Annotated in this window: 14 protein-coding genes; 7 read left to right on the forward strand and 7 right to left on the reverse strand. The window is 45.3% G+C overall.

Annotation, left to right across the window (positions count from 1 at the left end; genetic code table 11):
- Nucleotides 1-67 precede the first annotated feature (67 nt).
- Nucleotides 68-1,363, reverse strand: coding sequence for a phosphopyruvate hydratase (gene eno / locus GKD17_RS07415; RefSeq protein WP_007837936.1), 1,296 nt, complete (start codon nt 1,361-1,363; stop codon nt 68-70).
- A 165-nt stretch (nt 1,364-1,528) separates the two neighbouring features.
- Between eno and GKD17_RS07420 the strand changes: the two genes are divergently transcribed.
- The 7 genes from GKD17_RS07420 to GKD17_RS07450 all read left to right on the forward strand — a co-directional run bounded on the left by GKD17_RS07420 (nt 1,529) and on the right by GKD17_RS07450 (nt 17,203).
- Entirely contained in the window at nt 1,529-3,973 is a 2,445-nt protein-coding gene (locus GKD17_RS07420; protein ID WP_007837937.1) for a glycoside hydrolase family 95 protein, read from the forward strand.
- 48 nt (nt 3,974-4,021) lie between these two features.
- A complete protein-coding gene (locus GKD17_RS07425) occupies nt 4,022-5,218 on the forward strand; it encodes a glycoside hydrolase family 88/105 protein (protein ID WP_007837938.1) in 1,197 nt (398 codons plus the stop codon).
- 196 nt (nt 5,219-5,414) lie between these two features.
- Nucleotides 5,415-6,884: a glycoside hydrolase family 140 protein gene (locus GKD17_RS07430; RefSeq protein WP_007852656.1), complete on the forward strand. Its 1,470-nt coding sequence runs from the start codon at nt 5,415-5,417 to the stop codon at nt 6,882-6,884.
- A gap of 14 nt (nt 6,885-6,898) precedes the next feature.
- Complete coding sequence (locus tag GKD17_RS07435; protein ID WP_032936706.1) at nt 6,899-10,864, forward strand: family 78 glycoside hydrolase catalytic domain; 3,966 nt, start codon at nt 6,899-6,901, stop codon at nt 10,862-10,864.
- 226 nt (nt 10,865-11,090) lie between these two features.
- Nucleotides 11,091-13,196, forward strand: coding sequence for an aceric acid hydrolase (locus GKD17_RS07440; protein WP_007837941.1), 2,106 nt, complete (start codon nt 11,091-11,093; stop codon nt 13,194-13,196).
- A 24-nt stretch (nt 13,197-13,220) separates the two neighbouring features.
- Complete coding sequence (locus tag GKD17_RS07445) at nt 13,221-15,044, forward strand: right-handed parallel beta-helix repeat-containing protein (protein ID WP_007837942.1); 1,824 nt, start codon at nt 13,221-13,223, stop codon at nt 15,042-15,044.
- A 14-nt stretch (nt 15,045-15,058) separates the two neighbouring features.
- A complete protein-coding gene (locus GKD17_RS07450; RefSeq protein ID WP_007837944.1) occupies nt 15,059-17,203 on the forward strand; it encodes an alpha-L-rhamnosidase-related protein in 2,145 nt (714 codons plus the stop codon).
- A gap of 161 nt (nt 17,204-17,364) precedes the next feature.
- Here GKD17_RS07450 and GKD17_RS07455 read toward each other — a convergent pair whose 3' ends face one another.
- From GKD17_RS07455 to GKD17_RS07480, 6 genes are read right to left on the reverse strand one after another with little or no spacing between them, the layout of a single operon-like run.
- The gene (locus GKD17_RS07455; protein WP_007837947.1) at nt 17,365-17,793 is read right to left on the reverse strand and encodes a BT0820 family HAD-type phosphatase; all 429 of its coding nucleotides are present in this window, start codon (nt 17,791-17,793) and stop codon (nt 17,365-17,367) included.
- Between the two features lie 3 nt (nt 17,794-17,796).
- Nucleotides 17,797-18,840: a mannose-1-phosphate guanylyltransferase gene (locus tag GKD17_RS07460; RefSeq protein ID WP_007837949.1), complete on the reverse strand. Its 1,044-nt coding sequence runs from the start codon at nt 18,838-18,840 to the stop codon at nt 17,797-17,799.
- A gap of 14 nt (nt 18,841-18,854) precedes the next feature.
- Entirely contained in the window at nt 18,855-19,937 is a 1,083-nt protein-coding gene (locus tag GKD17_RS07465) for a GDP-L-fucose synthase family protein (protein WP_007837951.1), read from the reverse strand.
- A 19-nt stretch (nt 19,938-19,956) separates the two neighbouring features.
- The gene (gmd, locus tag GKD17_RS07470; RefSeq protein ID WP_007837952.1) at nt 19,957-21,036 is read right to left on the reverse strand and encodes a GDP-mannose 4,6-dehydratase; all 1,080 of its coding nucleotides are present in this window, start codon (nt 21,034-21,036) and stop codon (nt 19,957-19,959) included.
- Between the two features lie 26 nt (nt 21,037-21,062).
- On the reverse strand, nt 21,063-22,289 hold the full coding sequence (locus GKD17_RS07475) for a carboxypeptidase-like regulatory domain-containing protein (protein ID WP_007837953.1): 1,227 nt from the start codon (nt 22,287-22,289) through the stop codon (nt 21,063-21,065).
- Between the two features lie 27 nt (nt 22,290-22,316).
- On the reverse strand, nt 22,317-23,534 hold the full coding sequence (locus GKD17_RS07480) for a YjbH domain-containing protein (RefSeq protein ID WP_007837954.1): 1,218 nt from the start codon (nt 23,532-23,534) through the stop codon (nt 22,317-22,319).
- Nucleotides 23,535-23,538: the final 4 nt, after the last annotated feature.

Below are 23,538 nucleotides of genomic sequence, written 5' to 3' on the forward strand. Positions count from 1 at the left end.
TCAAGCCGGAATCATCACGATCCGTCTTGAGGCATTCTTCGTTTATGGAATTGGGGATACAAACCGCTTACGCTTTAAAATTGCGTGCTATTTTTTTATATCCATATACGGCACGGTTGCCCAATTCTTCTTCAATGCGGAGCAACTGGTTGTATTTCGCCATACGGTCGCTACGGCTCAGTGAACCGGTTTTAATCTGTCCGCTATTGGTGGCTACGGCGATGTCCGCAATGGTAGCATCTTCCGTTTCACCGGAACGGTGGCTGGTCACAGTGGTATAGCCGTTACGTTGAGCCATCTCAATAGCATCCAGAGTTTCGGTCAGCGAACCGATCTGATTTACTTTTACTAGGATAGAGTTTGCACAACCTTCACTGATTCCTTTTTCCAGGAACTTCACATTGGTAACGAACAGGTCATCACCTACCAGCTGGCAGCGATTGCCCAGACGCTCGGTCAGCATGCGCCATCCTTCCCAGTCGTTTTCTGCCATACCATCCTCTATCGAATCAATGGGGTAGTCCCAACTCAATTTTTCCAGATAAGCAACCTGTTCGGCGGCACTGCGCTTTTCCCCTTTTGGGCCTTCAAACTTGGTATAGTCATAGATGCCGTCATGATAGAATTCGGAAGAAGCACAATCCAAGCCGATGGTGATATGTTTAAACGGTTCATATCCGGCAGCTTCGATAGCGGCAAGGATACAATTCAAAGCATCTTCGGTGCCATCCAACGCAGGGGCAAAACCACCTTCGTCTCCTACGGCTGTACTTAGTCCGCGTTTTTTCAATACCTCTTTTAAAGCATGGAATACTTCTGCGCCCATCCGCAAGGCCTCACGGAATGTTTTAGCACCGACAGGACGAATCATAAATTCTTGAAAAGCGATAGGGGCATCGCTGTGTGAGCCTCCATTAATGATATTCATCATTGGAACAGGCATGATATAGGTGTTTGTTCCGCCAATATATCTGTAAAGAGGAATATCCAAATAATTGGCTGCAGCTTTTGCCACGGCTAGGGATACGCCCAAAATAGCATTTGCGCCCAGTTTTGATTTAGTTGGAGTTCCATCCAGATCAAGCATGGCTTTGTCAATACCACGTTGGTCCATAGAGTCCATTCCTTTCAATGCCGGAGCGATAAGAGTATTTATATTTTCTACAGCTTTTAATACGCCTTTGCCTCCGTAACGGGTCTTGTCGCCATCACGTAATTCCAAAGCCTCATGTTCACCGGTTGACGCACCCGATGGGACAGAGGCACGGCCCATAATCCCTGATTCCAATATAACATCCACTTCCACAGTGGGATTACCACGTGAGTCCAAAATCTCTCTTCCTTTAATCTCTGCTATTTTCATATAGTTCTAATTTTATAAGATGGTTTTATTTTAATAACAATAGAGAAGCCGGATTTGTTGAGGTACTAGGGAAAGTTTTTTCATGATATTTACTTTTTTATTTCTTTCCACAGAGTACATCCGTCTTTATTTTTCGTCTCCCTTTAATAAAAGCTAGAGATCAATATGAAAATAAAATGGATAGTGGGGGGGCTGTTATGGGCAAGTTCTTACTTGCAGGCTGCCGCACAAGAATATAAACTGTGGTATGATGAACCCGCTCAAGTTTGGACTGAAGCACTTCCGCTGGGTAACGGGCGGTTGGGAGCGATGGTATTCGGCAATCCCGGTGTGGAGCATATCCAGTTGAATGAAGAAACTATTTGGGCAGGACGTCCCAATAATAATGCTAATCCCAATGCGTTGGAATATATTCCCAAAGTGCGCCAGTTGGTGTTCGAAGGAAAATATCTTGAAGCACAAACATTGGCTACTGAGAAAATAATGGCGAAAACCAATAGTGGTATGCCCTATCAATCGTTTGGCGATCTGCATATTTCTTTTCCGGGGCATACACGTTATTCCGATTACTATAGGGAACTGAGCCTGGACTCAGCTCGTACCATTGTACGTTATAAGGTGGACGGGGTGACTTATCAGCGTGAAACATTGACTTCGTTTGCTGATCAGGTAGTTATGGTGCGTCTTACTGCCAGCCAACCCGGAAAGATTACTTGTAATGCCAATCTTACTACTCCGCATCAGGATGTGATGGTCTCGACGGAAGGGGAGGAGGTTACCCTTTCGGGCGTATCTTCTTGGCATGAGGGGCTAAAAGGGAAAGTCGAATTTCAGGGACGTATGACTGCACGTAGTCAAGGAGGGACCCAGGCTTGTCGTGACGGAGTCTTGAGTATAGAAGGGGCGGATGAGGCTGTGATTTATATTTCCATTGCTACCAACTTTACTAATTATAAGGATATAACAGGTAACCAAGTGGAGCGTGCGAAGAACTATCTGCGCCGGGCTGTAAGTAAGGATTATGTGACATCACGTAAGGCACATGTTGATTTTTTCAAGCAATATATGGACCGTGTCTCTTTGGATTTAGGTATAGACAAATATGCAGGGGTAACCACTGATATGCGTGTGCAGAATTTCAAGGAAACGAAGGATGATTTTCTGGTAGCTACTTATTTCCGTTTCGGCCGCTATCTGTTGATTTGTTCTTCACAGCCGGGTGGGCAGCCTGCTAATTTGCAAGGCATTTGGAATGATAAATTATTTCCTTCCTGGGATAGTAAATATACTTGTAATATCAATGTTGAAATGAACTATTGGCCGGCCGAAGTGACGAATCTTAGCGAATTGCACGAGCCTTTGATACAGCTGATTCGTGAAGTGAGTGAAACAGGGCGTGAGTCAGCAAAGATTATGTATGGGGCGGATGGTTGGGTATTGCATCACAATACGGATATATGGCGTGTTACCGGAGCTATAGACAAGGCTCCGTCGGGATTATGGCCTACGGGTGGAGCTTGGCTGTGCCGTCATTTGTGGGAACGTTATCTTTATACAGGCGATATGGAGTTTCTCCGTTCGGCTTATCCTATCATGAAAGAAGCCGGTAAGTTTTTTGATGAAATAATGGTGAAGGAACCGTTACATAACTGGTTGGTGGTATGCCCGAGCAATTCTCCGGAGAATACTCATGCGGGCAGTAATGGAAAAGCGACTACGGCTGCTGGGTGTACTTTGGATAACCAACTGATATTCGATTTATGGAATCAGATAATCACTACCGCCCGATTATTGGGTACGGATGCTGAATTTGCCACCCATTTGGAACAGCGTTTAAAGGAAATGGCACCCATGCAGATAGGACGTTGGGGGCAATTGCAGGAATGGATGACAGATTGGGACAATCCGCAGGATGTGCACCGTCATGTGTCACACCTTTATGGTTTGTTCCCCAGTAATCAGATTTCTCCTTACCGTACTCCCGAATTGTTTGATGCGGCACGTACTTCGCTGATCCATCGTGGCGATCCGTCTACCGGATGGAGTATGGGATGGAAGGTATGTTTGTGGGCTCGTCTGTTGGATGGTGATCATGCTTATAAACTGATAACCGATCAGTTGACTCTCGTACGTAACGAGAAGAAAAAAGGAGGAACTTATCCTAATTTGTTTGATGCCCATCCACCTTTTCAGATTGACGGTAATTTTGGTTGTACAGCGGGTATCGTAGAAATGCTGATGCAGAGCCACGATGGTTTTATTTATTTACTTCCCGCATTGCCGGCGCAATGGAAAGAAGGAAGCGTGAACGGGATTATAGCTCGTGGAGGTTTTGAATTGGATTTGAGTTGGAAGAATGGTAAAGTGAGCCGGTTGGTGGTGAAATCCCGTAATGGGGGGAACTGTCGTTTGCGTTCTTTAAATCCGCTGGCAGGCAAAGGGCTGAGAACGGCAAAAGGGGAGAATCCGAATAAATTGTATGCCATACCCGAAATCTTGCAACCGATTATAAATAAAGAAGCGAAATTGAATAAAGTTGAGTTGAAAAAAACTTATCTTTATGATCTGGAAACCAAAGCAGGTGAAGAATATATATTCTTAGGTAAGTGATGATTCTTGCACTGATTGTAAGGATGAAAAATAGTAAAAAGAAGAAATATGAAAAGAACAGGATTAAACATTATTTGCTCATTGTTGCTGGTAGGTGGAATGTGTGCATGTACTGCCACTCCTAAACAGACCGAAGAAATCAAATGGAGCGAACGTATGGCTCAGTCGGAAATGCAACGTTTCCCTGAGCCTTGGATGATAGAAAAAGCGAAAAAGCCTCGTTGGGGCTATACGCACGGACTGGTGGTGAAATCCATGTTGGAGGAATGGAAACACACCGGTGACACAGCCTATTATAATTATGCAAAAATATATGCAGACAGTCTGATAGACACTGACGGTAAGATAAAGACCATGAAATATCTTTCTTTTAATATTGATAATATCAATGCCGGAAAGATTTTATTCGATTTTTATGAAAAGACGGGAGACGGGCGTTATAAGGTGGCGATGGATACTCTTCGTAAACAACTGACCGAACAGCCCCGTACCAGTGAAGGTGGCTTCTGGCACAAACTGATATATCCGCATCAAATGTGGCTGGATGGTATATTCATGGCTTCTCCTTATTTGGCTCAATATGGTAACGTATTCAAGGATACTACGGTCAATGCCGATATTGTGAATCAAATAAAGCTGATTGCCCGTAAAACGTATGATCCTAAAACCGGTTTGTTTTATCATGGTTGGGATGAGAGCAAGACACAAAATTGGGCAAATAAGGAAACCGGATGCTCACCCAATTTCTGGAGCCGCAGTATAGGCTGGTATGCCGCTGCCGTGGTGGATGTATTGGATTATATGCCGGCGCAGTTCGAAGGACGTGACAGTATAATGACGATCATAAATATGTTGGCCGAAGGTATTGTAAAATATCAAGATCCTGAAACAGGGGTATGGTGGCAGGTGACTGACCAAAATAACCGTAAAGGAAACTATTTGGAATCTTCTGCTTCATCGCTTTTTGTGTATTTCTTGTGTAAAGCAGTGAATAAAGGATATATTTCTTCGGAATATAAGATGGCTGCAGAACGTGGTTTTAATGGCCTGATCAAACAATTCATTAAAGAAGAACCTGATGGTTCGTACACTATTACCAACTGTTGTGCTGTTGCCGGATTAGGCGGTAAAGGAAACCGGGATGGAAGTTTTGCTTATTATATAGGTGAGCCGGTAATAGAGAATGATCCGAAGTCAGTAGGTTCCTTTATTTTGGCGGCTATTGAATATGAGAAAATGAAGTAGTAGGAATAATCTGAGAAAGATGAGGACATTTGTCAAAAAAGTCTTCATCTTTTCTCATAAGATCAAGAGCTTTTTAAAAAAGATAACCGCCTTTTTTAAAAAACATAAGGACCTTTTTTTAACACCTTGTTGTTTTGATAAAAGCTCTTGTTTAGAGATTGTTAATTAATTAATAAACGAATTTGAAAATACAATGATGAACAGACACGCATTACTTTCCTTATTGGCTTTATTGCTATGTTACTCTACTTCCTTGCCGGCGCAGAAAGCGAAAACGTATATTCCCTGGAAGAATGGCAAACTGGTGGTGTCCGAGGAGGGACGCTACCTGAAGCATGAAAATGGAGTACCTTTCTTCTGGTTGGGTGAAACTGGATGGCTGATGCCGCAACGCTTGAATCGTGACGAGGTTTCTTACTATCTGAATAAGTGCAAGGATGCCGGATATAACATGGTGCAGGTGCAGGTATTGAACGGTGTGCCTTCCATGAATATTTACGGTCAGTATTCCATGATAGACGGTTTTAATTTCAAGGATATCAACCGCAAAGGGATTTATGGATATTGGGACCACATGGACTATATTATTAAAAGTGCTGCTTCACGGGGCATCTATATAGGGATGGTATGTATTTGGGGAACTCCCGTGGAACAAGGGTTGATGAATGAAAAAGAAGCCGTGGCATACGGTAAATTTCTTGCGGAACGTTACAAGGATGAGCCGAATATTATTTGGATGATAGGAGGGGATATCCGTGGTGATAATAAGACGGAGGTATGGGATGCGTTGGCAAACAGTATCCGTAGCATAGACAAAGGTCATCTGATGACTTTCCATCCGCGTGGACGTACCACGTCGGCTACTTGGTTTAATGACCGCGAATGGCTGGATTTCAATATGTTCCAAAGCGGACACCGTCGTTACGGGCAGCGTAATGGTGATGGTGACTATCCTATCGAAGAGAATACGGAAGAAGATAACTGGCGTTTTGTGGAAGCCAGTCAGGCAAAGACTCCGTTGAAACCGGTAATTGATGATGAACCTATTTATGAAGACATTCCACAGGGACTGCATGATCCCAATGAAACCCGTTGGAATCAGCACGATGTGCGTCGTTATGCCTATTGGTCGGTATTCGCCGGATCATTCGGGCACTCATACGGTCATAATGATATCATGCAATTTATCCGTCCGGGATATGGAGCCTCTTTTGGTGCCGACGGACGCAAGAAAGCATGGTGGGATGCTTTGGAAGATCCCGGCTTCAATCAGATGAAATATCTGAAGAACTTGATGTTGACTTTTCCTTTCTTTGAACGTGTGCCCGATCAGAGTGTTATTGCGGGAACTAACGGCGAACGCTATGACCGTGCCATCGCTACCCGTGGAAATGACTATTTGTTGGTTTACAATTACTCAGGACGTCCTATGCAGATCGATTTGAGCAAAATCAGCGGTGCGAAAAAGAATGCATGGTGGTATAGCGCAAAGGACGGTAAGTTGGAATATATCGGTGAGTTTGACAGTAAAGTCACTTCTTTCCAGCATGATAGCGGTTATCTGAGCGGTAATGATCAGGTTCTGATTGTTGTGGATTCTGCAAAGGATTATGTGCAGAAAGCTTGGACAGCCTTGCCGGATGCCATACAGAAATGGAATAAGTAAGAAATATGCATATCATGAAAAAACAAGTATTATTAATCATTCTTTTGGCACTTCCGTTGTGGTTGAAAGCAGCGGATGTTTCGGTTACCGGCCTGCGTACCGAGCAGATGGTAGATCCCATGGGGCTGGATACTGCTGTCCCTCGTATGAGCTGGCGGCTGGAATCTTCTCAAAGAAATGTGATGCAGACCGCCTACCGGATTTTGGTTGCCTCTTCTCCTGAACTTTTAGCACAGGATAAAGGGGATTTGTGGGATTCCGGAAAAATGGAATCCGATGCGTCCGTATGGATTCCTTATGAAGGGAAGCGTTTGAAAAGCAATCAGCGTGTTTACTGGAAAGTGAGAAGCTATACCAATCGAGGTGAGACAGAATGGAGCGAGCCTGCCCGATGGGGGATGGGACCTTTAGGTGAGATTCATTGGGGAGGACGATGGATAGGTTGGGACGCTGCGTTTGCATGGGACCGGGAAGATTCACACAGCCGTTTGAGCTCTCGTTATTTACGCACGGAATTTAAAACGCAAGCCAAGGAGATAAAGTATGCTACCCTTCATTTGTGCGGTTTGGGTATGTACGAACTGTTCATTAACGGCCAGCGGATAGGTGATCAGGTATTGGCGCCGGCTCCAAGTGATTATCGTCGTACTGTGCTTTACAATTCTTTTGATGTCACCAAACAGGTTGCCGGAGGAAATGCCGACAATGCCATCGGAGTGACCCTGGGCAACGGACGTTTCTACACTATGCGTCAAAATTACAAACCTTATAAGATTCCTACTTTTGGTTACCCCAAGTTACGTTTGAATCTGATTATAGAATATACCGATGGCAGTATACAGCGCATCAACAGTGATGAGAAATGGCGTTTGACGGCTCAAGGGCCTATACGTAGCAATAATGAATACGATGGTGAAATTTACGATGCCCGTATGGAATTGGGAAACTGGACACAGCCCGGTTATGATGATTCCAAATGGCTGAAAGCGCAACGTGTTTCATTGCCGTACGGTACACTTCGTGGCAATACCGCTCCCAACATGAAAGTGATGAAAACGCTGAAGCCGGCTGTCTTCAAGCAATATGGTAACCGTTATATGATTGATTTCGGTCAGAATATGGCAGGATGGGTGCGTATTAACATAGCGAAAGCCGCTGCGGGAGATACGATTTGCATACGTTATGCCGAACGGGTAAAGAATGACGGTACGGAACTGGATGTGGAAAATCTCCGCCATAGCCAGAGTACGGATTATTATATCTGCAACGGTAAAGAAAACAACACTTCCTGGAGTTCTCGTTTTTCTTATCATGGATTCCAATATGTAGAAGTGACAGGTTATAAAAATCTGAAAGCGGAAGATTTGGTTGCTGAAGTAGTATATGATGACTTGGAAGATAACGGTACTTTCGAATGTTCCAATGATATCATGAATCGGGTTTATCGGAATGCCTGGTGGGGGATTTCCAGTAATTATAAAGGAGTGCCTTTGGATTGTCCCCAGCGTGACGAGCGCCAGCCCTGGCTTGGCGACCATGCTATGGGAACGTGGGGGGAAAGTTTCATGTTCAATAATGGAAACACCTATGCCAAATGGGCGGATGACATCCGTGAAGCGCAGCGTGAAGACGGTTGTATTCCTGATATTTGTCCGGCTTATTACAATTATTATACATCGGAAATGACGTGGTCATCCACATTTCCGGTAATCTGTGATATGGTTTATGAACAGTTCGGCAATATCGAACCTATTCGTAAAAATTATGCCGCTATCAAGAAATGGATGCACCATATACGCAGTGAGTTCACTACAGAGGATGGAGTGATTAACGCCGATAAATACGGTGACTGGTGTATGCCTCCCGAATCACCGGAATTGATTCACAGTCAGGACCCTGCCCGCAAGACGGATGGAGCGCTGATTGCTACAGCCTACTATTATAAGGTATCGCAAATGCTGGCCAAGTTCGCCCGTTTGCAAGGTCTGGAAGATGAGGCGAAGGAATTCGAGAAGGATGCAGCAAAAATTAAAGACTGCTTCAACGCCCGTTTCCTTACAGTTAAGAAGGGAACTTCTCCGGTACAAATGCCCCATGTTCTTTATCCCGACAGCATATTCTATGGTAACAATACAGTGACGGCTAATATCCTGCCACTGGCTTTCGATATGGTGCCTGAAGCCTATAGGGAAGAAGTGGAAAAAAATGTAATAACAGGCATTATTACCCGGAATAAAGGTCACATCAGCAGTGGGGTGATAGGTATGAACTGGATGATGCGTGAGCTTACCCGTATGGGGCGTGGCGATGTTGCTTTCTTGTTGGCAAGCAACAAAACTTATCCCAGTTATGGCTATATGATAGAAAAGGGAGCTACTGCCATTTGGGAATTGTGGAACGGTGATACCGCCAATCGTTGGATGAACAGTTGTAACCATGTGATGATATTGGGTGATCTATTGACTTGGTATTTCCGTGATTTAGCCGGATTTAATCCGGCACAGCCCGCTTACAAACAAATCATCTTTAAACCGGATTTTTCCATCCAAGAGTTGAGTTATGTCAAAGCTTCGCATAACACTTTATATGGTAAGATGATTAGTAATTGGAAGAAAACTCTTACGCATCTGGAATGGGATATCACGATTCCTTGTAATACTACTGCATTGGTTTATCTTCCTACCTTGGACGAGAAGGCGGTAAAGGATAAGGACGTTACCTTTGTACGTCGGGAAGGCAACTCTACCGTATGGAGTGTTCCTTCGGGAAACTATCATTTTTCGGTTAGTATGGATCCATCTTTAGGTAAAAACCGTGCAGGTATCGTGGAAGATCAGTTTTTATACGAGCAAGCTTCTTTTCCCGAATGTCATGGCGCTACTATTGTGGAATTGAAGAACGGAGACCTGGTAGCTTCTTTCTTTGGAGGTACTAAAGAGCGTAATCCGGATTGTTGTATCTGGGTATGTCGCAAGCCGAAGGGTGCGACGGAATGGAGCGCACCTTATCTGGCTGCCGACGGGGTGTTTAGTCTGGATGATCCGCAAGCTGTTTTGGCGGGCATTACAGCAGAATCCACTCCGGCGGATGCCGGCCCCGTGGCTTCTACGTTTAAAGGGGATAAGTCCCGGGCACGCCGCAAGGCTTGTTGGAATCCTGTGCTTTTCCAAATACCCGGCGGAGATTTAATCCTGTTCTATAAAATAGGATTGAAAGTAGCCGATTGGAGTGGTTGGCTGGTACGTTCTAAAGATGGTGGAAAAACTTGGAGCCAACGTGAACCGTTGCCAAAAGGTTTCTTAGGTCCTATTAAAAATAAGCCGGAGTATGTGGATGGCCGTATTATTTGTCCTTCCAGTACAGAAGGTGATGGAGGATGGCGTATCCATTTTGAAATTTCGGATGATAAAGGAAAGACTTGGAAGATGGTAGGTCCTGTAGAGGCGGAAATGAGTGTGCCTACTGCTTTGCGTAAGGCAAATGCAGCCAATGTAGACGATCAGGAAGGCGGTGAAGCCATAAAAGGAGAAGGCGAGAAGCCTATTTATGCTATCCAGCCCAGCATTTTGCGTCATAAGGATGGGCGTTTGCAGGTGCTTTGCCGTACACGTAACGCACAGATTGCTACTTCATGGAGCAGTGACAACGGTGAAACATGGAGTAAAGTTACCTTGCTTGATGTTCCCAATAATAATTCGGGTACGGATGCCGTAACAATGAAAGATGGTCGTCACGTATTGATTTATAATGATTTCAGTACATTGCCGGGCACTCCGAAAGGGCCGCGTACACCGTTGTGTGTGGCGGTTTCGGATGATGGTATTCACTGGAAGAATGTAATGACATTGGAAGACAGCCCTATCAGCCAATATTCTTATCCGTCCATCATTCAGGGCAAGGATGGCAAACTCCATGCCGTATATACCTGGCGCCGTCAGCGTGTGGCTTATAAAGAGTTGGATTTGAGCAAACTGAAATAATACGATTGTGGATAAAGGAGTTCTTTGATAGAAAGTATTGGAGAACTTGAAAAAAACGGGTGTCTGAAATAAAAATCAGAAACCCGTTTTTTGAAAACAGACTTTCATTATCTGCCAATGAAAGCTCTTTCTAAAGATACAGAATATGAAATAATTATAAATAGAGTACAAACGTTTCTTATTATCGTCCTCTCTTTATAAAGAAAAGAATAAGTGACAGATTATTATGAAGAGCATTAGACTACTACTTTTACTGGCTTCCGGAGTAACTACGGGAGCATTTGCCCAATCGGGCGGGCTGACGGATATGAGCCAAAGTCGTTTTGCCAAGATGGCCAATACGGAATTAGGTGCTGTGCATTGGACAGATGGCTTTTGGGGCGACCGTTTCAATGTATATAGCCATACCTCCTTGCAAAATATGTGGGATACATGGAACAATCCCGATGTTTCGCATGGTTTCCGTAACTTTGAAATAGCTGCCGGTGTTTGCGAAGGCGAACATTGGGGACCTCCCTTTCATGATGGTGATATGTATAAATGGATGGAGGGAGTGGCTTCCGTGTATGCCGTCACGAAAGATCCCGAATTGGATAAACTGATGGACCACTTCATTGAACATGTGGTGAAAGCCCAGCGTGCGGACGGTTACATCCATACCCCTGTCATCATTGAGGAAAAGAATAAGGGGATTGACACTCATTCGGAAAAACAGCAACAGACGGTAATTGGTACCAAAGTAGGCGGTGAGGACGAGAAAGGTGCATTTGCCAATCGTCTGAATTTTGAAACCTACAATTTGGGACATCTGATGATGGCAGGTATTATTCATCGCCGTGCCACCGGAAAGACTACTTTATTCGATGCTGCCGTAAAAGCGACAGACTTCCTCTGTCATTTTTATGAAACCGCTTCTGCGGAACTGGCAAGAAATGCTATTTGTCCCTCCCATTATATGGGCGTGGTGGAAATGTACCGTGCTACAGGGAATCCCCGTTATCTGGAACTTTCCAAGAATCTGATTGATATCCGTGGAATGGTGGAAAATGGCACCGATGATAATCAGGACCGTATTCCGTTCCGTCAGCAATACAATGCGATGGGACATGCCGTGCGTTCCAATTACCTGTATGCCGGTGTGACCGATGTGTATGCCGAAACAGGAGAAGACCAACTGATGAAAAACCTGACCAGCATCTGGAAAGACATTGTGACCCGCAAGATGTATGTTACAGGAGCGTGCGGTGCGCTGTATGACGGTACTTCGCCGGATGGTACCTGCTATGAGCCGGACAGTATTCAGAAAGTACACCAAAGCTATGGCCGTCCTTATCAGTTGCCTAATAGTACGGCGCATAACGAGACCTGCGCCAATATCGGCAATATGCTTTTCAACTGGCGTATGCTGGAAGTGACGGGCGATGCCAAATATGCGGATATTGTGGAAACTGCCCTCTATAACAGTGTGTTGAGTGGTGTCAGTCTGGATGGAAAGAAATATTTCTATACCAACCCGTTGCGCATCAGTGCGGATTTGCCATACACACTTCGCTGGCCTAAAGAACGTACCGAGTATATCAGTTGCTTCTGTTGTCCGCCTAATACGCTGCGCACCGTTTGTCAAGCCCAGAACTATGCTTATACGGTGACTCCGAATGCGGTATATTGCAATTTATATGGAGCGAATACACTGGCGACAGCTTTGAAGGAAGTGGGAAAGATCGGGCTGATGCAAGAAACGGAGTATCCGTGGGAAGGTGCTGTGAAGCTGACTGTTACCGAAGCTCCGAAACCATCAAAAAAGAAAGCATTCTCTTTGTTCCTCCGTGTTCCGGACTGGTGCGAGAAAGCAACTTTGAAGGTAAATGGTGAACCGGTGCAAGGAACTTGGAAAGCGAATACATACGCCGAGGTAAACCGCATCTGGAAGAAAGGGGACTGTGTGGAATGGGTGATGGATATGCCTGTAAAATTGCTGGAAGCAAATCCGTTGGCCGAAGAAATCCGTAACCAGGTAGTGGTAAAACGTGGCCCGTTGGTATATTGTTTGGAAAGTATGGATATAGAAGGCGGACATAAGATAGATAATGTGCTGATACCTGCCGATATCCGGTTGACCCCGAAAAAAATAATCATTGAAGGCAGTCCGATTGTCGCGTTGGATGGTACTGCCCGTCTGGTTGATGAGGTATCGTGGAAAGATACATTGTACCGCGAGGTAGGAAAGGCCGACAAACCGGTCAATATCCGTCTGATTCCTTATTATGCATGGGGAAATCGCGGAAAGGCTGAAATGACGGTATGGATGCCTTTGGCGCGGACTAATCACTAACCACTTACTCCTAATGATTTACAAATGAAAAAAATATTCATAACCACTACTGCGCTGCTGATAGCTTGTACACTATCAGCAGCCGATTTGTTCGTATCTCCGAAAGGTAATGACCGGAATCCGGGTACCAAAGACTCTCCGAAGGCCACCCTTACAGCCGCATTGCGTCAGGCAAGGGAACTTCGTCGTCTTAATGATGAGAGTGTAAAAGGTGGCATCACCATTCATATGGAGGCAGGTGATTACCATCTGTACGAACCCGTCTTTATTCGTCCCGAGGACAGCGGGACGGAAGCTTCACCTACAGTCATCACTTCGGATGGAAATGCCATTCTGAATGGTGGGGTGGAAATCAGAAACTGGAAGAAGCAAGGAAAGTTGTGGGTAGCCGATGTCCCTATGTTTAACGGACGTCCGCTGGATTTCCGGCAACTGTGGATCAATGGACAAAAGGCTGTTCGTGCAAGGGATGTGGCAGACTTTGAAAAGATGTATCGCATCATCAATAACGATCCCCAAAACGAAATACTGTGGGTACCTGCCGCTGCTGTAAAGAAAATACAGAAGGCCCGATATGCCGAAATGGTCCTTCATGAAATGTGGTGTGTGGCAAATCTCCGTATCAAGTCGGTCGAAATACAGGGAGACAGTGCCGCCGTGCGTTTCCATAATCCTGAAAGCCGCATCCAGTTTGAACATCCGTGGCCGCGTCCTATGGTGACTAAGGATGGTCACAACTCGGCTTTCTATCTGACCAATGCCATGGAATTGCTGGATGAACCCGGCGAGTGGTATCATGACATTGAAAGCCGTAAAATATATTATTATCCTCGGAAAGGAGAGAAGATAAGCAAAGCCGTAGTTCCCGGCATCGAAACTTTAGTATGGGTGGAAGGAACTATAGACCGTCCGGTAAAGCACATTCGTTTTGACAATGTTACTTTCCAATATACCACCTGGATGCGTCCCTCTTTGCAAGGTCATGTTCCTCTTCAGGCAGGTATGTACATGACAGACGGGTATAAAATCCGTCCTTCTATGATTCGTAAGAACAATCATAAGCTGGATAATCAAGGTTGGTTGGGACGTCCGGCATCGGCAGTCGTAGTCAAGGCTGCCCAGGATATTGATTTCGAGAAGTGCCGTTTCCAGCATTTGGGCTCTACAGGTATTGATTATGAATGGGCCACCGGTGGAGGACGTATAAACGGTTGTCTTTTCCGTGATATTGCCGGAAACGGTATTGTGGCGGGTAGTTTCAGTCCTGCCGCTCACGAAACACATCTTCCATACGATCCTGCCGACCGTCGTGAGGTCTGTACCGGACTGACCATTTCCAACAATTATATCAATGATGTGACCAATGAAGACTGGGGTACCTTGGGCATTTGCGCCGGTTATGTAAGTGATATCAATATCGAACACAATGAAATCAGTGATGTATCCTATTCGGGCATCAGTTTGGGATGGGGATGGACACGTACAGTAAACTGTATGCGCAATAACCGCGTGCACGCCAATCTGATTCATCACTATGCCAAGCACATGTATGATGTAGCCGGTATTTATACATTAGGTTCACAACCTCATAGCTGGATTACGGAAAATTGCGTTTCTAACATTTTTTCACCCGGTTATGCACACGATCCCAATCATTGGTTCTATCTTTACACCGACGAAGGATCTTCATTTATCACCGTCAAGGACAACTGGACGGAAGGAGAGAAGTTTCTGAAGAACGCCAATGGTCCGGGTAATACATGGGAAAACAATGGTCCGATGGTGAACGACAGTATCAAGGCAAATGCCGGACTGACAAAGGAATATAGCTATTTGAAGGAAAAATAAAACGTGATACCATTATGAAAAACAGACTTGCCACTTTAGTCGGAGCACTTGCATTGAGTGCTGCCGCCTCCGCCCAGACCTGGATCTGGTATCCGGGTGATTATGAAATATGGCTGGGCAACCAGATGAACAACCGCCGTACGGAACGCGGTGCTTTTTTCCCTCCCTTCTGGAAAACAGACAGCCATTATGTGGTAGTGGAATTCAGCAAGAAATTGGACCTGGCGGAACCTGAAGAGATCTTCATTGCCGCCGAAGGAAAATACAATGTGAAATTGGACGGTAAACTGCAATTCGGTATGCCCTCCACCTTGAAACTCCCCGCAGGAAAACACAGTCTGAACATCAAAGTGTGGAATCAGTCCACTCCCCCCACTATTTATGTGAAAGGAAAAACCGTAAATACGGACAAAACTTGGAAAGTAACCTACGAGGATAAAGAATGGATAGACGAAAGCGGAAAAGCCAGTGATACTTCTGCTACCGTTTATATGGATGCAGGGTGTTGGAACTTTGACGGAGCCACCCAACTGCCTTCCAAGTTTTCATTGGTTAGAAAACCGATGAAAGCAGTTTCCTCCACTCCCCGGAAAGAGGGGGTATTGTACGACTTCGGAAAAGAAACCTTTGGTTATATCACTCTGAAAGATGTAAAGGGAAAAGGAACGATCCATATCTATTACGGTGAAAGTCCTGAAGAAGCCTTGGATACGGAATATTGCGAAACATTGGACAAATTGCTGGCAGAGCCGGGGCAAATAACCGATCTGGCCATCCGGAATACACGGAAACTATACGATGAATATACTTTAGACAATAGCAAGGCTTTCCGTTATGTCTATGTCACTTGCGATCCGGGAGTAACGATGCAGGACGTTTCCATGCAATACGAATACTTGCCCGAAGAGTACCGGGGCTCATTCAAATGTAATGACGAAGAGCTGAACCGCATTTGGGAAGTAGGAGCGTACACCATGCACCTTACTACCCGTGAATTCTTTATCGACGGCATCAAGCGCGACCGTTGGGTATGGAGTGGCGATGCCATCCAGAGTTATCTGATGAACTACTATCTGTTCTTCGATAATGAAACCGTGAAACGTACCATTTGGCTGCTTCGTGGAAAAGACCCTGTGACCAGCCACAGCAATACCATTATGGACTACACCTTCTATTGGTTTCTCAGTATTTACGATTATTATATGTATTCTGGTGACAAAGACTTTGTAACCCAACTCTATCCGCGTATGCAAAGCATGATGGACTATGTATTGGGACGTACCAACGCCAACGGTATGGTGGAAGGTATGACCGGTGACTGGGTATTCGTAGACTGGGCAGACGGTTATCTGGACAAGAAGGGCGAACTCTCCTTTGAGCAAGTCTTGTTCTGCAAAAGTTTGGAAACCATGGCGCTTTGTGCCAGTCTGGCCGGCAATACGGCAGACAAAACCAAGTATGAGAAACTGGCTTCCGCTTTACGTTCCAAGCTGGAACCCGCTTTCTGGAATGAGCAGAAACAAGCGATGGTACACAACCGTATTCAGGGAAAGCAGAGTGAGTCCGTTACCCGTTACGCCAATATGTTCTCTGTCTTCTTCAATTATCTGAATGCCGATAAACAGCAGGCCATCAAACACTCCGTATTGCAGAATGACAGTATTTTGAAAATCACCACTCCTTATATGCGTTTCTATGAACTGGAAGCGCTGTGCGCCTTGGGCGAACAAGAATCGGTAATGAAAGAAATGAAAGCCTATTGGGGCGGTATGTTGAAAGAAGGAGCTACCAGTTTTTGGGAGAAATACAATCCCGAAGAAACAGGTACCCAGCATTTGGCCATGTACGGACGTCCATACGGCAAGAGCCTCTGCCATGCATGGGGAGCCAGCCCCATCTATTTGTTGGGCAAATACTATCTGGGAGTAAAACCCACCAAACCCGGTTACGAGGAATACTCCGTCACCCCTTGTCTGGGCGGGTTGAAATGGATGGAAGGAACAGTACCTACTCCATACGGCAATATCCATATCTATATGGATAAGAAAGTAATCCGTATCAAGTCCGACGGCGGAAAGGGAATACTGAACATTCCAACCCGGAAAGGAATGAAAGCCATGACCATAGAACCCGGAAAAGAACAAGTATTCAAATACTAATGGTATAGATCAAAAAAAGGTGATACCTACCTTCCCAGGCGGGTATCACCAACACTACTTCGTAAGTTTCCGTTATCCGCTGATAACAGTACTTACCTCTGATCTAACATTAGTTTTCTTATGGGCTTCCCCCTGTATCACTACATTCGGAAGCGGGGATTCTACATCTTGGAAAAAAGTATCTTCCAAAAGCTTCGCTTTTTATTCTCTTCTTTATTATCTGAACTTTGATAAATATCTTCGTATCCCCATTTGTCATGGATCATTCTGTAAATTATCCCCCATTCGGGCAGTCCTCCCAGATTGCGGTCATCAATAAACAAATCCGCCTTCAGTTTTCTGGAATAATGATCACTTTCCAGGGTTTCTTCCGCATAATTGCTGTTTACGGCATAAAATTCCAATCCACGCTCCCGGCAGAAATCCACGGCCTCCTGTAATAATTTACCTTCCCGTACACTCCACAGAATAAGGCGGTGTCGTTCCTGTTGTAGTTTTTTCAGCGTTTCTATGGCAAAGGGTAGTTCCCTGCCTATTTCGGGATATTTATGCTCCACTATTGTGCCGTCAAAATCAACTGCTATAATCATTCCTTATGCTTTCGAAAATTCTTTAATACGCTGCTCCTCTGCCAGTTTGCATATCAGCAGGGTTCCCTCTTTCTCGGCTATGATATATCCGTCCAGTCCTTGTATTACCGCTTGTTTTAAATGCGGTGTGTGTACAATGCAGTTATTACATTCATACAATCGGATATTTTCGCCTACGATGGCATTGTTCCGGTTATCTTTGGGCAGCAAGGAATGTAATGAGCCCCAACTGCCCAGATCAGACCATCCGAACTCTGCCGGCAATACATAAATCCGTTCCGCTTTTTCCATTACGGCATAATCTATGGATATACTTTCACAAGTAGGGAACAGCTTTTCTATGGTTTCTTTTTCCCTTTCGGTATAGAACTCCGGATAAATCCTGTCGAACACCTCGGCGATGCCCGGTGCATAACGGCGTATAGCCTCTTCTATGGTTTTTACATTCCATACAAAAATCCCTGCATTCCAGAAATAATTCCCGGCGTCCACATATTGCTGTGCCGTTTTCAAATCCGGTTTCTCTTTGAATTCATCCACTTTCCGTATATCCTGATCCACCTCTTCTCCTGCGGCTATATATCCGTATCCTGTTTCCGGGCGGCAAGGTTTGATACCTATGGTTACAATGGCCTTGCTTTGATCTGTCATCAGCAGTGCCTTGGCTATCGCCCGGCGGAATTCATCCGTATTGATAACCAATGCATCCGCAGGAGTCACTACAATATTGGCGTCAGGGTGGTGTTTTTTGATTTTCCAGCAAGCGTATGTGATGCAGGGTGCCGTGTTACGTGCAACCGGCTCCGTCAGTATATGATGAGGCGGCACAGATGGCAATTGTTTCCTTACTGTCTCCTTGTACTTTTCCGAAGTCACTATCCATATATTATCCGGAATGCACAACCCTTGAAAGCGTTCCACTGTCAGTTGGATCAGGCTTTTGCCACATCCCGTTACATCAATGAACTGTTTGGGACATTCCGGCGTACTCATGGGCCAGAAGCGGCTTCCTATGCCGCCTGCCATGATAACGATATGAGTTTCCATAACGCGTATGTTCTTTATTTCTTTTTATATTCCAGATACCATTGGTACATCTTGTGCACCCCTTCCTCTATGTCTATTTTGTGATGCCATCCCAATTCGTGCAATTTGGTCACATCAGTCAGTTTGCGCATGGTGCCGTCCGGTTTCTCCGGATTGAATGTAATGTTGCCTTTATATCCCGTCTCCTTTACTATCAGATGAGCTAGGCTGGCGATGGAGATTTCTTTTCCCGTACCGATGTTGATGTGGCAGTTGCGTATCTCTTTTGTGCCGGGACGGTAAGTATCTTTAAAGTCCACATGCTCCATGATGAATACACTGGCATCCGCCATTTCCTCACTCCATAAGAATTCGCGCAGTGGCGTGCCTGTTCCCCACAGTTCCACCCCGTCCTTGCTGATACCGTAGCTTTTCAGGATAGCCAGTATCTCCTCTGTTCTGCTCTCTCCGTTTATACCTTCCACCGGACGCATGTCCAGATCATAGCGTATGTTCTCCCAGTTATCTTCGTTCAAGCATTTGGCAAGATGTATTTTCCGGATCATGGCAGGTAGCACATGGCTGCGTTCCAGATTGAAATTATCATTGGGACCATACAGGTTCGTAGGCATAACAGCGATATAGTTAGTACCATATTGCAAGTTGAAACTCTCGCACATTTTCAGACCCGCTATTTTGGCGATGGCGTATGGCTCATTCGTATATTCCAGCGGGGAGGTGAGGAGAGCATCCTCCTTCATAGGCTGTTGTGCGTTTCTGGGATAAATGCAGGTACTTCCCAGAAACAATAATTTCTTCACTCCGTGACGGAAGCTTTCTCCTATCACGTTCTGTTGTATTTGCAGGTTCTTATAGATAAAGTCCGCCCTGTATGTACTGTTTGCCATGATACCTCCCACGTGGGCGGCGGCAAGGATTACATAGTCCGGTCTTTCTTGGTCAAAGAAGTCCTTTACGGCAACCCCGTCCAGTAAGTCCAGTTCCTTGTGACTTCTGCCGGTCAGGTTGGTGTAGCCTTTTTCTTGCAGGTTACGCCAAATAGCGGAGCCCACGAGTCCGTGGTGCCCTGCTATATAAATTTTGGCTGATTTCTCCATTGAAATTTTAACTAATGATTTAACAGCTTGCTTTAAGATGGAGTTTCTTCACGAATTTCATATCGTGTTTCACCATGATTCCCACCAGTTCCTCAAATGAAGTCTTGCGGGGATTCCATCCCAGTAACGTTTTGGCTTTGGTAGGATCTCCCAGTAATTGTTCCACCTCTGCCGGGCGGAAATATTTGGGATCCACCTCTACCAGCACCTTGCCTGTAGCTGTGTCAATACCCTTCTCGTTCACACCTTCACCTTCCCAGTGCAAGTCGATGCCCACTTCCTTGAAAGCAAGGGTGGCAAATTCGCGTACAGTGTGATATTCTCCGGTGGCGATAACAAAGTCTTCGGGCGTATCGTGTTGCAGAATCAGCCACATACATTCCACATAGTCTTTGGCGTATCCCCAGTCGCGCAGGGAATTCAGATTTCCCAAGTACAGTTTATCTTGGAATCCTTGTGCGATGCGTGCTGCCGCCAGGGTAATTTTCCGGGTAACAAAAGTTTCGCCCCGGCGTTCACTTTCGTGATTGAACAAAATGCCGTTTACGGCAAACATGCCATAGCTTTCGCGGTAATTCTTGGTTATCCAGAAACCATATTGCTTGGCTACTCCGTATGGAGAACGGGGATAGAAAGGAGTTGTCTCTTTCTGAGGAACTTCCTGTACCAGTCCGAAAAGTTCCGAAGTAGATGCCTGATAAATCTTGGTTTTCTTTTCCAGTCCCAATATACGTACCGCCTCCAGCATACGCAGCGTACCTACCGCATCCGCTTCCGCTGTGTATTCGGGCACATCGAAGCTTACTTTTACATGGCTTTGTGCGGCCAGATTATAAATCTCGTCAGGTTGTACAGACTGTATGATGCGTATCAGTGAGCTGCTGTCCGTCATATCCCCCCAATGCAGGTTCACCAGTCGGTTCTGCTTCATATCCCGCACCCATTCGTCCAGATACAGATGTTCTATACGTGCGGTGTTGAATGAAGAAGAACGTCTCAGAATACCATGTACTTCGTATCCTTTTTCTATCAGGAACTCGGCCAGGAACGAACCGTCCTGACCTGTGATACCTGAAATCAATGCTACTTTTTTACTCATATTTTGTATTAATTGAAAAGACTGTTTTAGCCTATAGAGCCACCACCATGCATACTTGAACTTTGGTTGGTATAAACAAATTCCACTCCCAGATAATGTTTAACTTTTACAGTAACCTTTTTACCGGCAATAGAGAAAGTGTACTCTTTTTCTACATATTTGGCTTTGCAAGAGAAATACAGAATATAGTCACCGCTTACGTGGGCTGTAAAGGTCTTGTTTACGGTGTATACACCTTCCGATCCACCTTCTTGTGCGGCTATGGCAGCTTTCACCAATGAAAGAGCGCCTTCATCCAGTCCGGATGCAGAGATTTCCCATCCTAATTTGGCAGTATAAGGAATATCATAAGTAGTAGCGCTCATATTTCCTGCGTTACTGTAGCTGTCTTCTTTCAATATTTCATCGTTCTTGGTTTCGCTGACATTCTTTTCACTCTTTACACGGATAGAATAATCCTTATTCAGTGAACTTCCCTTTTTGATGGCAGCTATGTAGCTGTTGGTCGCTTTATCAAAAGCGGCGTCGGCATATTTCTTCCAGTCACCGATAGCACGTGCGTTAGTCTTTTCGTATACCTCTACTTCGTCAAAATAATAATCGCTGGAACTAGCATTGGCTACAGACAAGGTAACATCCTGATTTAAGGCTGCATCCTGGCTGGAACTGATAGCAATATTAGTCATGGGAATCGCTTCTTCCTTACTGCCCGGAGTCACATCGGTTGCAACAGCTTCCAGATACGGAGTAAGAGTTACATCGGTAGCGGTTGATACGGCACCGGCGGGAATAGTCAATACGGTCTGGGCATCTTCTGTTTCCCCTTCTCCTTTTTCTGTAATCACTTTATCACTTTCAGGATCAACAGCTACAGCCACGCCTTCCTTGCTCATAGTCACGTTCAGTGTTACTAGACTTCTGTTGGTAGCGTTGTTAGCTATTTCTACTGATGCGTCAGAAACAGTTCTATATCCCTCCTTGGCAAAGCTCACCGTATAAGTTTTCTTATCTTTTACCGTCAGTGAATATTGACCGTTTTCGTCTGTGGTTGCGGTAGCCTCTCCCGCTGTTACGCTGACCCCGTCCAGTGCGGCATTATCCGCTACTACTTTACCTTCAATGTAATATTCCACATTTTCGCTTACAGGGTCAACTACAATTTCCGGTTCTTTGTCGTCATCCCCGCAGCTTATTAACCCCAAACTTGCTACAAACAGCAGCAAACCTGTTTTAAAAAACTTGCTTGTTCTCATTTTTCTTCGTTTTTAAAAATTAGTAATCTATTTATTTGCTTCCTTTATCAGGAAATAGCGTATATATTCCGGTTGGAAAAACCGGTTACTCCGGTTCTCATCAGGTCGGGTGCGATAAGTTTCCCCCATTTTTTCATCCGCATATCTGCCCCAGGATTCCATACTGTATTCCATGGCAAAATAATCCGCTTGCCTGACACGCACCCCCCGGTTACGGCTCCACTTCTTGCCGGGCAGAGGGATGGCAAAATGGAATCCTCCGTTTATTTCCCCATCGGTATACATTCCATACACGCCGATGGCATATTCTCCGAAATGGCGGGTGCAGTCGCCTCTTACTCCATAATCCCCATATAGATAACGTGCAGCTTGCAAATCAAATTGCAAATTGAAGCGAGGTTCATACACAGATGCTTTCAGTGCGGCATTCATCCGCAGTTTCCGGCTGATATACCATCCTTCGTCGTCGGTCAGCACAGATTGCACGGTAGCTCCTGCCATAGCTTCCAGTTCCAGTCTGCCATTCGCTGTGCGGTATTTCATCTCCGCTTGTGCCCCCATGCGGTTGTTGGTAAAGTTTCCTGCGGTTACTCGCCCCAAAAATCCTTTGCCGAAGCAAAACTCTTGCGACAGTGCAATCACTCCGGGACGTATCTTCTTATATTGTCCTTTTAGGTTGGTCGCTACCGGGAATACCACTTGCGCTGTCAGTTCCGCCCCTTTCCATAAAGCCATTTCTACGGCTGGAGCCAGGTTGACATAGTAAGTATAAAGTCGGTCAAAGCTGGAGTTTTCCAGTTTTACTTCCGGATAGACCACAATGTCTACTTTCCCTGCCGATGAATTGAGTGTCCGGTGTGTCTTTTTCAGTACCTCCATCGCTTCATCGGTATCATAACTGATTCCCATCTGTCGGTACACTTCCCCTATGGTAATCTGTTTCTCTTTATATTCGGTTATCACCTTATCGCTCAGCGTAATGCATAGCTGGGGGATACTGTGCTCCAACACCACCATTTGCAGATTTCCCCCGTACATTCCTTCCATGGCTGCTTCGATGGCTTTGCCTATTCCCCGGTAAGTACCTCTATATACATTGTCTTCAAAAGCAATCGTTGTGTTGCCGTTCACCTCCGTTACCGTTTGTATGTTCTCCATTCCCAGTTGCTGTAGTTTCTCGGCCACTTGTGCCCGGAGGGAGATGCTCCATGCCGAAAGGAGGATTGCTATTAAATATTTGCTCATTGCG

It is taken from the genome of Phocaeicola dorei (assembly GCF_013009555.1).
Lineage (GTDB): Bacteria > Bacteroidota > Bacteroidia > Bacteroidales > Bacteroidaceae > Phocaeicola > Phocaeicola dorei.

Coding starts and splice junctions, on each gene's coding strand:
- eno (WP_007837936.1), bottom strand. CDS start 1,363: ATGAAAATAGCAGAGATTAAAGGAAGAGAGATTTTGGACTCACGTGGT.
- GKD17_RS07420 (WP_007837937.1), top strand. CDS start 1,529: ATGAAAATAAAATGGATAGTGGGGGGGCTGTTATGGGCAAGTTCTTAC.
- GKD17_RS07425 (WP_007837938.1), top strand. CDS start 4,022: ATGAAAAGAACAGGATTAAACATTATTTGCTCATTGTTGCTGGTAGGT.
- GKD17_RS07430 (WP_007852656.1), top strand. CDS start 5,415: ATGAACAGACACGCATTACTTTCCTTATTGGCTTTATTGCTATGTTAC.
- GKD17_RS07435 (WP_032936706.1), top strand. CDS start 6,899: ATGAAAAAACAAGTATTATTAATCATTCTTTTGGCACTTCCGTTGTGG.
- GKD17_RS07440 (WP_007837941.1), top strand. CDS start 11,091: ATGAAGAGCATTAGACTACTACTTTTACTGGCTTCCGGAGTAACTACG.
- GKD17_RS07445 (WP_007837942.1), top strand. CDS start 13,221: ATGAAAAAAATATTCATAACCACTACTGCGCTGCTGATAGCTTGTACA.
- GKD17_RS07450 (WP_007837944.1), top strand. CDS start 15,059: ATGAAAAACAGACTTGCCACTTTAGTCGGAGCACTTGCATTGAGTGCT.
- GKD17_RS07455 (WP_007837947.1), bottom strand. CDS start 17,793: ATGATTATAGCAGTTGATTTTGACGGCACAATAGTGGAGCATAAATAT.
- GKD17_RS07460 (WP_007837949.1), bottom strand. CDS start 18,840: ATGGAAACTCATATCGTTATCATGGCAGGCGGCATAGGAAGCCGCTTC.
- GKD17_RS07465 (WP_007837951.1), bottom strand. CDS start 19,937: ATGGAGAAATCAGCCAAAATTTATATAGCAGGGCACCACGGACTCGTG.
- gmd (WP_007837952.1), bottom strand. CDS start 21,036: ATGAGTAAAAAAGTAGCATTGATTTCAGGTATCACAGGTCAGGACGGT.
- GKD17_RS07475 (WP_007837953.1), bottom strand. CDS start 22,289: ATGAGAACAAGCAAGTTTTTTAAAACAGGTTTGCTGCTGTTTGTAGCA.
- GKD17_RS07480 (WP_007837954.1), bottom strand. CDS start 23,534: ATGAGCAAATATTTAATAGCAATCCTCCTTTCGGCATGGAGCATCTCC.